11 protein-coding genes are annotated in these 11,500 nt (G+C 67.2%); 5 read left to right on the top strand and 6 right to left on the bottom strand.

Annotated features, from left to right (window positions below; all coding sequences use genetic code 11):
• Positions 1-37 precede the first annotated feature (37 nt).
• From ubiB to hslV, 6 genes are all read right to left on the bottom strand, one after another.
• Positions 38-1,687 carry a ubiquinone biosynthesis regulatory protein kinase UbiB gene (gene ubiB / locus EBL85_RS15715; RefSeq protein WP_123138953.1) on the bottom strand — a complete coding sequence of 550 codons (1,650 nt, stop codon included), beginning with the start codon at positions 1,685-1,687 and terminating at the stop codon, positions 38-40.
• On the bottom strand, positions 1,684-2,325 hold the full coding sequence (locus tag EBL85_RS15710; protein ID WP_123138954.1) for an SCP2 domain-containing protein: 642 nt from the start codon (positions 2,323-2,325) through the stop codon (positions 1,684-1,686). The genes ubiB and EBL85_RS15710 overlap by 4 nt, the downstream gene beginning before the upstream one ends.
• Positions 2,322-3,071, bottom strand: a complete 750-nt coding sequence (gene ubiE / locus EBL85_RS15705) for a bifunctional demethylmenaquinone methyltransferase/2-methoxy-6-polyprenyl-1,4-benzoquinol methylase UbiE (RefSeq protein ID WP_123138955.1) — start codon at positions 3,069-3,071, stop codon at positions 2,322-2,324. Before ubiE ends, EBL85_RS15710 begins: the two co-directional genes overlap by 4 nt.
• A 128-nt stretch (positions 3,072-3,199) precedes the next feature.
• Complete coding sequence (locus tag EBL85_RS15700; protein WP_123143400.1) at positions 3,200-3,562, bottom strand: gamma-butyrobetaine hydroxylase-like domain-containing protein; 363 nt, start codon at positions 3,560-3,562, stop codon at positions 3,200-3,202.
• 46 nt (positions 3,563-3,608) lie between these two features.
• Entirely contained in the window at positions 3,609-4,943 is a 1,335-nt protein-coding gene (hslU, locus tag EBL85_RS15695) for an ATP-dependent protease ATPase subunit HslU (RefSeq protein ID WP_123143399.1), read from the bottom strand.
• Between the two features lie 144 nt (positions 4,944-5,087).
• Positions 5,088-5,633 (bottom strand): ATP-dependent protease subunit HslV, encoded by a 546-nt coding sequence (hslV, locus tag EBL85_RS15690; RefSeq protein ID WP_062271602.1) that lies wholly within the window; start codon positions 5,631-5,633, stop codon positions 5,088-5,090.
• A 343-nt stretch (positions 5,634-5,976) separates the two neighbouring features.
• Between hslV and EBL85_RS15685 the strand changes: the two genes are divergently transcribed.
• The 5 genes from EBL85_RS15685 to EBL85_RS15665 all read left to right on the top strand — a co-directional run bounded on the left by EBL85_RS15685 (position 5,977) and on the right by EBL85_RS15665 (position 11,449).
• The gene (locus tag EBL85_RS15685) at positions 5,977-7,203 is read left to right on the top strand and encodes a glycine betaine/L-proline ABC transporter ATP-binding protein (protein ID WP_123143398.1); all 1,227 of its coding nucleotides are present in this window, start codon (positions 5,977-5,979) and stop codon (positions 7,201-7,203) included.
• Positions 7,200-8,045: a proline/glycine betaine ABC transporter permease gene (locus tag EBL85_RS15680; protein ID WP_123138959.1), complete on the top strand. Its 846-nt coding sequence runs from the start codon at positions 7,200-7,202 to the stop codon at positions 8,043-8,045. The genes EBL85_RS15685 and EBL85_RS15680 overlap by 4 nt, the downstream gene beginning before the upstream one ends.
• A gap of 89 nt (positions 8,046-8,134) precedes the next feature.
• Positions 8,135-8,980: a glycine betaine ABC transporter substrate-binding protein gene (locus EBL85_RS15675; protein WP_123138960.1), complete on the top strand. Its 846-nt coding sequence runs from the start codon at positions 8,135-8,137 to the stop codon at positions 8,978-8,980.
• Positions 8,977-10,440 (top strand): hypothetical protein, encoded by a 1,464-nt coding sequence (locus EBL85_RS15670; protein WP_123143397.1) that lies wholly within the window; start codon positions 8,977-8,979, stop codon positions 10,438-10,440. The genes EBL85_RS15675 and EBL85_RS15670 overlap by 4 nt, the downstream gene beginning before the upstream one ends.
• A 151-nt stretch (positions 10,441-10,591) precedes the next feature.
• Positions 10,592-11,449: a glycine betaine ABC transporter substrate-binding protein gene (locus EBL85_RS15665; RefSeq protein WP_123138962.1), complete on the top strand. Its 858-nt coding sequence runs from the start codon at positions 10,592-10,594 to the stop codon at positions 11,447-11,449.
• Positions 11,450-11,500 lie beyond the last annotated feature (51 nt).

Genomic DNA, 11,500 nt, shown 5'->3' with positions numbered 1-11,500 from the left:
ATCTTCCCGTGTTCCACAGCGTCTCAGCGCCGCCGGTTCAGGCCCGACGCGAGGCGCTCGCGAACAGCCAGATCCCGGAGAGATAGCACAGCGCCACCAGGGCCACGCCGACGCCCTCCTGCAGCCAGTGGCCGGGGCCGAGCAACAGCACCAGGGTGCCGCAGACGAGCACCGTGGCGCCGCCGATGGCGCGGATGGCATTGCCGCTGGTGCGCGCCTGGCGGGCGCGCTCGGCGTTGATCTCGTGGCTCGACTCGGCCAGACGCAAGCGGCGGTCGTAGCTGCTGAGGATGCGATAGGCCATCAGCGGCAGCTCGGGGGTCTGGTCGGCGATCGAGAGCACGTTGCGCTTGGTGCGCTCGGCCAGCCCGCTGACCCCGACGCGCTCCTTCATCCAGCGCTCCATATAGGGCTTGGCGGTGGTCCAGAGGTCGAGTTCGGGATAGAGCTGACGCCCCAGCCCCTCGATGTTGAGCAGGGTCTTCTCCAGCAACACCAGCTGCGGCTGGATCTCCATGTTGAAGCGCCGCGCGGTCTGGAACAGCCGCACCAGGAAGTGACCGAAGGAGATCTCGGCCAGCGGCTTCTCGAAGATCGGCTCGCTGACGGTGCGGATCGCCGACTCGAACTCGTCGACCCGGGTCCCCGGCGGCACCCAGCCCGACTCGACGTGCAGCTCGGCCACCCGACGATAGTCGCGCTCGAAGAAGGCGAGCAGGTTCTCGGCGAGATAGCGCTGGTCCTCGGTGGTGAGCGAGCCGACGATGCCGAAGTCGATGGAGATGTAGCGCCCCGAGGGCTCGACGAAGATGTTGCCCGGGTGCATGTCGGCATGGAAGAAGTTGTCGCGGAACACCTGGGTGAAGAAGATCTCCACCCCGCGCTCGCCGAGCTGCTTCATGCTCACGCCCTGCGCCTTGATCTCCTCGACGTTGCTCACCGGGATGCCGTAGATGCGCTCCATCACCATCACGTTGGAGCGGGTCCAGTCCCAGAACACCTCGGGGATGTAGAGCATCTCGCTGCCCTGCCAGTTGCGGCGCAACTGTGAGGCGTTGGCCGCCTCGCGCTGCAGGTCGAGCTCGTCGTAGATGGTCTTCTCGTACTCGCGCACCACCTCGACCGGACGCAGCCGCCGGCCATCGGCCCAGTAGCGCTCGGCGAGCTGGGCGACGGTATACATCAGGCCGAGATCCTGGCGGATCACCCGGTCGATGCCCGGACGCAGCACCTTGACCACCACCTCGCGACCGTCCTTGAGACGCCCGGTGTGGACCTGGGCGATCGAGGCCGAGGCCAGCGGCTCGGGGTCGAACTCATCGAGTACGTCCTCGATCGGACAGCCCCAGGCGCGCTCGATCAGCACCCGCGCCTGATCGCCGCCGAAGGGCGGCACCCGGTCCTGGAGCTTGGCCAGCTCGACGGCCAGGTCGTCGGGCAGCAGGTCGCGACGGGTGGAGAGGATCTGGCCGAACTTGACGAAGATCGGTCCCAGGTCCTCGAGGGTCTGGCGCACCCGTGCCGGATAGGGCGGCAGCTCGCCGCGCAACCAGTACCAGGGGGTGAGATAGATCAACCAGCGCAGCGGGCGGAGCAGATGGGTGGCGAGGATGACCTCGTCGAGTCCGTTGCGAAGCAGCACCCAGTTGATGCGAAAGAGGCGTAACGCCTGACGGGGTCCGATCATTGCTGGGTGCCGAGGTCCGCTGCCTGGGTGGTGAGTCGCTCGATGCGGGCGGCGAGCCGCTCGACATCGTCGCGGAGGATGTCGACCTGCTCGAGGAAGGCCTCGACCTCATAGCGGGTCGGCAGCAGGCGCCGCTCCTCCTGCAGGTACTCCCTGAGGTTGGCGTTCATCGTCTCGGAGGCGCGCTCGCGCCAGTCGGCGGCGGCGCGCGCACGGTTGCCGAGCTGGTGGGCGAAGGGGTCGCCGAGGACGCGCGCGAGCTGCTCCTCCCAGTCGACGTCGAGGTGCGCCAGCGCCTGGCTGAAGGACTGCGCCAGCGCGGTGTCGCCCTCGATCTCGACCTCGCCGGAGATCAGCTGGGCGGCCTTGCGCTCGGCCATGCCCATGCGCGCCAGCCCCAGCGGGGTGCCGTGGATCAGACAATCGGGCTCGGCATCGTAGAGCCCGAACAGCTGCAGCCCGCGCTGCCCCGGCAGCACCGTCACCCGGGTGCCGAAGCCCTTGACCTCGATGGCGATGATCCGCCCCTCGAGCGCCGCGAACCCGGCCTGACCCTCGGGGTCGAGGGCGATGTAGCGGTTGAGCGCCTGCTCGATCACCGCGAGCAGGGCGTCGGGAATCTGGATGCCTTCGCTCACAACTTGTATCCCCGGTGGATCGCGACGATGCCACCGCTGTGGTTGAAGTATTCGCAACGCTCGAGCCCGGCCGTCTCCATCATGCCGCGCAGCGTCTCCTGGTCCGGGTGCATGCGGATCGACTCGGCGAGATAGCGATAGCTGCCCGGGTCGTTGGTCACCAGCTTGCCCAGGGTGGGCAGCACCGAGAACGAATAGAGATCGTAGGCACGGCCCAGCGGCTTGGTCAGCGGGTGGGAGAACTCGAGCACCAGCGCCCGACCGCCGGGCCGCAGCACGCGCTGCATCTCGCCGAGCGCCTTCTGCTTGTCGGTGACGTTGCGCAGCCCGAAACCGATGGTGACGCAGTCGAAGTAGTCGTCGGGGAAGGGGATCTGTTCGGCGTTGATCAGCGAGTACTGGATGTTGCCGACGCGCCCGCGATCGAGCATCCGCTTGCGCCCCTCGCCGAGCATCGCGGCGTTGATGTCGGACATCACCACCTGACCGTCGGGGCCGACGATGGCGGCGAAGCGATCGGCCAGGTCGCCGGTGCCCGAGGCGAGGTCGAGCACGCGCTGACCGCGACGCACGCCGGCCAGCTCGATGGTGTGGCGCTTCCACAGCCGATGGATGCCGAGCGACATCAGGTCGTTCATCAGGTCGTAGCGGGTGGCGACCGAGTCGAAGACCTCGCGCACGCGCGCGGCCTTCTCTTCGATCGGCACCTGCTGATAGCCGAAATGGGTGGTCTTCTGGTCGGACATAGTGTGTCCCTGCTGTCGAATCGGCGGCTAGTTTACACCAAAGGCCGGCGCCGATCGGGGCCCCCGGGCCGCTGCCGGAGGGCGCTCCGGGCGGCCCGGGGACCGCCGGCGCGTGGCCGTCATATCAGTCAGTTCGAACGATCCTTGTGGACATGTCCGGACTGGGCGAGTTCGTCGAGATAGGTCTGCCAACGCTCGGCCTGCTCGGCACCGAGCTGGTAGAGATAGTCCCAGGAGTAGATCCCGGTGTTGTGCTCGTCGTCGAAGTGCAGACAGACGGCATAGTTGCCGACCGGCTCGATGCGGTCGATGCCGACCTCCTCCTTGCCGACGACGAGGATGCGCTCCTCGGGGCTGTGCCCCTGCACCTCGGCCGAGGGCGAGTAGACGCGCAGATACTCGCAGGGCAGCGCGAAGCGCGCGCCGTCGTCGAAGCTCACCTCGAGCACGCGCGACTGACGATGGAGATTGAGTTCGGTGGGTACGGGCATGGCTGGGCCTCCAGGGTCGGGCGCGCCGGGCGCCCGACGCGATCGATCACAGGATGTAGCGCGAGAGATCCTCGTCCTCGGCCAGCCCCGACAGGTTGTCGTCGACATAGGCGGCGTTGACGGTGACGGTGACGCGGTCGAGCTCGGAGGCGTTGAAGGAGATGTCCTCGAGCAGCCGTTCGAGCACCGTGTGCAGGCGCCGCGCGCCGATGTTCTCGGTGCGCTCGTTGACCTGCCAGGCGATCTCGGCGATACGGCGGATACCGTCCTCGGTGAACTCCAGGTTCACCCCCTCGGTGGCGAGCAGGGCGCGATACTGGCCGGTGAGCGAGGCGTCGGGCTCGGTGAGGATGCGCACGAAGTCGTCGCTGTCGAGCGCCTTGAGCTCGACGCGGATCGGCAGCCGACCCTGCAGCTCGGGGATCAGGTCGGAGGGCTTGGCGAGATGGAAGGCCCCCGAGGCGATGAAGAGGATGTGATCGGTGCGCACCGCGCCGTACTTGGTCGACACCGTGCTGCCCTCGACCAGGGGCAGCAGATCGCGCTGCACGCCCTCGCGCGAGACGTCGGCGCTGCTCGCGCCCTCGCCCCGGCGGGTGACCTTGTCGAGCTCGTCGATGAAGACGATGCCGTGCTGCTCGGCATTGTCGATGGCGCGCAGCTTGAGATCCTCGTCGTTGACCCGCTTGGCCGCTTCTTCCTCCTCGAGCAGCTTGCGCGCCTCACCGATACGCAGCTTGCGCCGCTGCTGGTGCCCCTGACCGAGGTTCTGGAACAGCCCCTGGAGCTGGTTGGTCATCTCCTCCATCCCCGGCGGGGCCATGATGTCGACCCCGTGCGGGGTGGCGGAGACCTGGATGTCGATCTCGCGCCCGTCGAGTTCGCCGGCCTGGAGCTTGGCGCGCAGCTTCTCGCGGGTGGCCGAGCTCGGCGCGCTGGCGCGACTGTCCTGCTCGAAGCCCGAGGGCGGCGGCAGCAGCGCATCGAGGATGCGCTCCTCGGCCGCGGCGGCGGCCTGGTCGGCGAGCTTGGCCATCTCCTGCTCGCGCGCCATCTTCATGCTGATATCGACCAGATCGCGCACGATCGACTCGACATCACGCCCGACGTAGCCGACCTCGGTGAACTTGGTGGCCTCCACCTTGAGGAAGGGCGCATTGGCCAGACGCGCCAGCCGACGCGCGATCTCGGTCTTGCCGACGCCGGTGGGACCGATCATCAGGATGTTCTTGGGGGTGATCTCCGAGCGCAGCGGCTCCTCGATGCAGGAGCGACGCCAGCGGTTGCGCAGCGCGATGGCCACGGCGCGCTTGGCCTCGTGCTGACCGACGATATGCTTGTCGAGCTCGGCGACGATGCGTTGTGGGGTGATTTCCGACATTGAGCCTGTCCATCGGGTGGGCCGCCTCCGCGAGACGGCACGGCGGGTGAGCGCGAAGGGGACGGGGGCCGCGGAGACCTCCCGCGCCCGGTCGAGCGGCCATTCTCCGCTCCCCGGGCAGGTTGCGCCAGGGCGCCGGGACACTCACGCCTGGGCGTCGAGTTCCTCGAGCACCAGATTGTGATTGGTATAGATGCAAATATCGGCGGCGATACTCAAGGCCCGTTCGACGATCTCGCGGGCATCGAGCTCGGTGTTCTCGAGCAGCGCGCGCGCTGCGGCCTGGGCGAAGGCCCCGCCCGAACCGATCGCCATCAGGTCGTGCTCCGGCTCCATCACGTCGCCGGTCCCCGAGATCATCAGCGAGGTCTCGGCGTCGGCGATACAGAGCAACGCCTCGAGACGGCGCAGCATGCGATCGGTGCGCCAGTCCTTGGCCATCTCCACCGCGGCGCGGGTGAGGTGGCCCTGGTGCTTCTCCAGCTTGGCCTCGAAGCGCTCGAACAGGGTGAAGGCGTCGGCGGTGGCGCCGGCGAAACCGGCCAGCACCCGGCCATGATAGAGCCGCCGCACCTTGCGCGCGTTGCCCTTCATCACCGTGTTGCCCAGTGAGACCTGCCCGTCACCGCCGACCACGACCTTGCCGCCGCGCCGCACGGAGAGGATCGTTGTACCGCGAAAGCTCGTCATAGCCATCCTTCCGCTCGTTTAAAGCCCTCATTCTACGTCACCAGCCGAGCGCTGCCGATCCGCGCGCGCGGCACACACAGCGGGTCCGAAAACCAGCCTGAAACCGCCCCGGCCACCAGCCCGTCATGGTTGCGCGTACACGCAACAGTCTGTTAGGGTTAGAAAATGTCTGTCGGCCGGAAACCCCCGGCACGCTACCAACCATCGCCCCGACGCCCGCCGGAGACGGTGCCACAAGCACCCCGGTCGGTCGGGGTACGCGCGACACCATGCCGCGATCAAAAGCCGTGAGTGGCCCTCGGGCGCTCACACATCAATCTATCCGTCAAGGACCATCGGGGCCATGCCCGCAGAACAATCCATCAAGATCGCCGTGCGCGGTCTCACCAAGATCTTCGGCGACGAGCCGGAGAAGGCCCTGGAGCTGCTCGCCCAGGGCGCCGACAAAAAGACCATCCTCGAGAAGACCGGGCAAACGGTCGGCGTCGCCGATGCCAGCTTCGATGTCTACGAGGGCGAGATCCTGGTCGTCATGGGACTCTCGGGCAGCGGCAAGTCGAGCCTGATCCGCTGTCTCAACCGGCTCAACGAACCGACTCGGGGCGAGATCCTGATCGACGGCGAGGACATCGTCGGACTCGATCACCACCAGCTGCTCGAGACCCGCCGGCGCAAGTTCGGCATGGTCTTCCAGCACTTCGCCCTGTTCCCCCACCGCACCATCCGCGAGAACGTCGAATACGGTCTCGAGATCCAGGGCGTGGCGCCCGAGGTGCGCGCCGAGAAGGCGATCACCGCGCTGCGCCAGGTCGGACTCGAGGGCTGGGAGGACGCCCGTCCCGATCAGCTCTCCGGCGGCATGCAGCAGCGCGTCGGACTGGCCCGCGCACTCGCGGTCGACCCTGATGTGCTGTTGATGGACGAGGCCTTCTCCGCGCTCGATCCGCTGATCCGTCGCGACATGCAGCAGGAGCTGCTGGCGCTGCAGAACCGGCTGCAGAAGACCATCGTCTTCATCACCCACGACCTCGACGAGGCGCTCTATCTCGGCAACCGCATCGTGCTGATGAAGGACGCGCGCATCGAGCAGGTCGGCACCGGCGAGGAGATCCTCTCCGACCCGGCCACCGCTTATGTCGAGCGCTTCGTCGCCGAGGTCGACAAGACCAAGGTGCTGACCGCCAGCGCGGTGATGCACCGGGTGCGCAACGTCGCCTTCCTCACCGACGGGCCGCGCACCGTACTGCGCAAGATGGACGAGCAGAACCTCAGCGCGCTGTTCGTGGTCAGCGGTGACTTCAAGCTCCAGGGCATGGTGCGCGACGAGGCCGCGTTGGCGGCGGTGCAGCGCGGCGAACGCAGCATCCAGGAGATCCTCGAGGCGTGCGCCGACCCGGTCTCGCCGGACACCCCGGTGCGCGACCTCTTCGCGCCGCTCGCGCAGAGCCCGATGCCGGCCCCGGTGGTCGACGACGAGGGCAAACTCAAGGGTCAGGTGGTCCGCGCCTCGCTGCTCCAGGGCCTGGCCGAGCACAGCAGCAGCGAAGACAGCACCGAGGAGGCCGCATGATCGAGATCCCACGCCTTCCCCTCTCGGACTGGATCGACGACGGTCTCGACGCCCTCACCGATCAGTTCGCCACCGCCACCAAGGTCGTCTCCGATGTCATGGAGACCGGCATCGAGGGCGCCGTCGACGGCCTGATGTGGCTGCCGCCATGGCTCACCATCCTGTTGTTCGCGGCATTGAGCTGGCGCCTCGCCGGGGTCAAGACCGCCATCGGCACCCTCGCCGGCTTCCTGCTCCTGTGGAACCTGGGGCTGTGGGAGCCGACCCTGCAGACCCTGGTGCTGGTCATCATCGCCACCCTGATCGCGGTGCTGATCGGCGCCCCGCTCGGCATCCTCGCCGCGCTCTCGCAGACAGGCTACCGGATCATCTTCCCGATCCTCGATCTCATGCAGACGATGCCCGCCTTCGTCTATCTGATCCCGGCCATCCCCTTCTTCGGCCTGGGTCCGGTGGCGGCGGTGTTCTCCACCGTGATCTTCGCCATGCCACCGGCGATCCGTCTCACCACCCTCGGTATCCGTCAGGTGCCCTCCGACCTGGTCGAGGCGGCCGACGCCTTCGGCTCGACGCGCTGGCAGAAGCTGCGCAAGGTCCAGCTGCCGCTGGCGATCCCGACCATCATGGCCGGCATCAACCAGACCATCATGCTCGCCCTCTCGATGGTGGTGATCGCCGCCATGATCGGCGCCCAGGGCCTCGGCGGCGAGGTCTGGCGCGCGATCCAGCGCAACGAGGCGGGCATGGGCTTCGAGGCCGGACTCGCGGTGGTGATCCTGGCGATGGTGCTCGACCGCATCACCCAGGGCATCACCCGCGACAACCGCCAGACCTCGGGCTGATTGCGGCGCATGCCGACCGGTGCCCCAGGGACGGGGCGCCACGACACATCGATGATGTGCCATCCACCCAAACCAGAGGAGTCCGTACCATGAACCGATTCACCCTGACCGCTGCCGCCACGGCATTGAGTGCGCTCGTCACCCCGGCACTGGCCGCCGACAAGGGCGAGGTCGAACTCGCCTACGTCGAATGGTCGACCGAGATCGCCAGCACCAATGTCGTCAAGGTGGTGCTCGAGGACCTGGGCTATGACGTCAAGATCACCCCGGTCTCGGCCGCCGCCATGTGGCAGGCGGTGGGAACCGGCGACGTCGACGGGCTGGTCGCCGCTTGGTTGCCCACCACCCACATGCACTATCTCGAGAAGGTCGCCGACGACGTCGAGGACCTCGGCCCCAACCTCGAGGGCACCCGCATCGGTCTGGTGGTGCCGAGCTATGTCGAGATCGACTCGATCGCCGAACTCGACGACGCCGCCGAGCGCTTCGACAACAAGATCATCGGCATCGACCCCGGCGCCGGTATCATGAGCAAGACCGAGCTGGCGATCGAGCGCTATGAGCTCGAGGACATCACCCTGGTCGAGGGCACCGGCCCGATCATGACCGCCGTCCTCGGCGACGCCATCGACGACAACGAATGGGTCGTCATCACCGGCTGGACCCCGCACTGGATGTTCGCCCAGTACGACCTGAAGTACCTCGAGGACCCCGAGGGCATCTACGGCGGTGAGGAAGAGATCCACACCATCGTGCGCAAGGGGCTCAAGGAAGACATGCCCGAGGTCTACGCCGTGCTCGACAACTTCCACTGGGCCCCGGAACAGATGGCCGAGCTGATGGTGTGGAACCAGGAAAAGCGCGCCGATCCTTACAAGAACGCCCGCCGCTGGGTCGAAGAGAACGCAGAGACTGTTGAGAGCTGGAAACCGTGATCAAGAAAAACTCTAATAACAACCACCACCTGCCCCAGTCGGGCACGCGCGCCTCGCTCGCGCTGCTCGCCCTCGGCGGGGCGCTGAGCGCCCTGCCGGCGACGGCCGCGACCACCGATGCCGCAGCCCTCGAAGGCCGTATCGCCGAGCTGCAGCGCCAACTCGCCGCGGCCCAGCGCGAGCTGGCCGCCGCCCGCTCCGAGACCGTCGCCGCCGAGCAGCAGGCGGCGGAGGCCGAGCAGCGTCTCGCCACCGCAGCCCCCGAGCCGGCCGACCGCAGCATCAAGCTCGGCCCGGTCACCGTCGGCGGCGCGCTGCGCGCCAACTACGTCCTCGGCAGCTACGAGGGCCTCGACAACGCCCCCAACCGCGGCGGCAACGGCGGCAACGTCGAGTTCGACACCTTCCGCCTCGAGCTCTCGCTCGACTACAACAACTTCATCGGCGAGTTCCAGTACCGCTGGTATCCGGCCGGCACCCGGGAGAGTTACAACTTCCTCCATACCGGTTGGCTCGGCTACCGCTTCGCCGACGACAGCGAGCTCAAGGTCGGCGTCAACCGGGTGCCCTTCGGTCCCGGCCCCTTCGGCGTGTCGCAGAGCTACATGTTCGACATGCACTACTATGTCGGACTCGCCGACGACATGGATCTGGGCGTGAAGTACACCACCGACATCGACAACTGGACGATCGATGTCGGCTACTACGCCGCCAGCGAGGGGAACTACTTCGGTCGCAGCCTCGACAGCGCCCGCTACAGCTACGACCCGGTGCGCTGGACCGAGTCGGTCGACGAGAACGGCAACGTCACCTACGGCGGCGCCAACAACGGCTACGAGGAGCGCCACCAGTTCAACCTGCGCGCCATCTACCACCTCACCGACGCCGCCATCCCCACCGACCTCGGCGTATCGCTGCAGTACGGCCAGCTCAAGGGCCAGCGCGCCGACGACGGCAGCCATTGGGCGGCCTCGGCGCACATGGTCAATCGTTACCGCAACTGGACCCTGGCCACCCAGCTGACCCGTTACGAGTACGACATCGACGCCGACAACCCCTGGGGGACCGACACCCTGATCCCGATGGGTGCCTTCGACTTCGCCTGGCCGGTGGCCAGCAAGGCGTGGGTCCCGGCGGTGTCGCTGAGCTACAAGCACGAGACCCCGAACCTGCCCTGGCTCGACTATGTGCTGCCCTATGTCGAGTACAGCTCGATCATCAAGGACGAGGGTGAGTTCAACAACAACGACCTGATCACCGTCGGTGCCGCCTGGGCCAGCGGCGGCTGGTACATCTACAGCGACCTGGCCTACTCCAACGGCAACTACTTCGTCGGCAACGACGCCGGCAACGGGCTGCAGGACAACTACGGCAGCATCTACGGCGTCGGCGACTTCGGCGCCAACGGCAACGACGAGTGGAACTACCGGTTCACCCTGAACCTGGGCTACTACTTCTGATGCCGACCCGGACGGGCGCGCAGCGCCCGTCCGACAACCCGCTTGCAACTCCCCCGCTTCGCATTCCCTCCCCCACGACCCCGGCTCCGCGCAACGCGTCCCGCGCGGGCGGTGACGGCGCGTCGTTCAACCTGAAGGATTGATTCGCAGTATGGATAAACCCCGCCTCACCCTCCCCAGCCTCGTCCTGTTCGGTCTCTGCGCGCTGCTCTCCAGCGGCGCCTTCGCCGGCTCCAAGGGCAAGATCGAACTGGTCTACGGCGAGTGGACCACCGAGATCGCCAGCACCAACCTGATCAAGGTGGTGCTCGAGGACCTCGGCTATGACGTCACCATCCGCTCGGTCGCGGTCGGCGCCATGTGGCAGGCGATCGCCGAGGGCGATGTCGACGGCATGGTCGCCGCCTGGCTGCCGACCACCCAACAGAACTATTACGACAATGTGCGCGATCGCATCGACGACCTCGGTCCCAACCTCATCGGCACCCAGGTGGGCCTGGTGGTACCGAGCTATGTCGAGATCGACACCATCGCCGAGCTCAAGGACAGCGCCGAGCGCTTCGACAACAAGATCATCGGCATCGAGCCGGGCACCGGCATCATGCGCCGCACCGAGCAGATGATGGCGACCTACGGGCTCGAGGACATGAAGCTGGTGGAGAGCTCCGGCCCGATCATGACCGCGGTGCTCGGTGACGCCATCGAGGACGGCGACTGGGTGGTGGTCACCGGCTGGACCCCGCACTGGATCTTCTCGACCCATGAGCTGAAGTATCTCGCCGACCCCGAGAACATCTACGGCGGCGTCGAGCGCATCCACACCGTGGTGCGCAAGGGACTGGCCGAGGACCTGCCCGAGGCCTATGCGGTGCTCGACAACTTCCACTGGACCCCGGAGCAGATGGGCGAGCTGATGGCGTGGAACGAGGAGAAGCGCGCCGATCCCTACGAGAACGCCCGCCGCTGGGTCGAGACCTACCCCGAGGTGGTCGAGGCCTGGCTGCCCTGAGCCACGCCGACCGACCCGAGCCGCTCACCAGCTCGGGTATCATGATCGCCG

Origin of the sequence: Marichromatium sp. AB32 (assembly GCF_003718675.1) — a bacterium.
GTDB lineage: Bacteria > Pseudomonadota > Gammaproteobacteria > Chromatiales > Chromatiaceae > Marichromatium > Marichromatium gracile.
This window is presented reverse-complemented; position numbering and strand designations above follow the sequence as displayed.

What these genes read in the sequence shown, in the direction of transcription:
- ubiB (WP_123138953.1), bottom strand. Translation starts at nt 1,687, where the DNA reads ATGATCGGACCCCGTCAGGCGTTACGCCTCTTTCGCATCAACTGGGTG.
- ubiE (WP_123138955.1), bottom strand. Translation starts at nt 3,071, where the DNA reads ATGTCCGACCAGAAGACCACCCATTTCGGCTATCAGCAGGTGCCGATC.
- EBL85_RS15700 (WP_123143400.1), bottom strand. Translation starts at nt 3,562, where the DNA reads ATGCCCGTACCCACCGAACTCAATCTCCATCGTCAGTCGCGCGTGCTC.
- hslU (WP_123143399.1), bottom strand. Translation starts at nt 4,943, where the DNA reads ATGTCGGAAATCACCCCACAACGCATCGTCGCCGAGCTCGACAAGCAT.
- hslV (WP_062271602.1), bottom strand. Translation starts at nt 5,633, where the DNA reads ATGACGAGCTTTCGCGGTACAACGATCCTCTCCGTGCGGCGCGGCGGC.
- EBL85_RS15685 (WP_123143398.1), top strand. Translation starts at nt 5,977, where the DNA reads ATGCCCGCAGAACAATCCATCAAGATCGCCGTGCGCGGTCTCACCAAG.
- EBL85_RS15680 (WP_123138959.1), top strand. Translation starts at nt 7,200, where the DNA reads ATGATCGAGATCCCACGCCTTCCCCTCTCGGACTGGATCGACGACGGT.
- EBL85_RS15675 (WP_123138960.1), top strand. Translation starts at nt 8,135, where the DNA reads ATGAACCGATTCACCCTGACCGCTGCCGCCACGGCATTGAGTGCGCTC.
- EBL85_RS15665 (WP_123138962.1), top strand. Translation starts at nt 10,592, where the DNA reads ATGGATAAACCCCGCCTCACCCTCCCCAGCCTCGTCCTGTTCGGTCTC.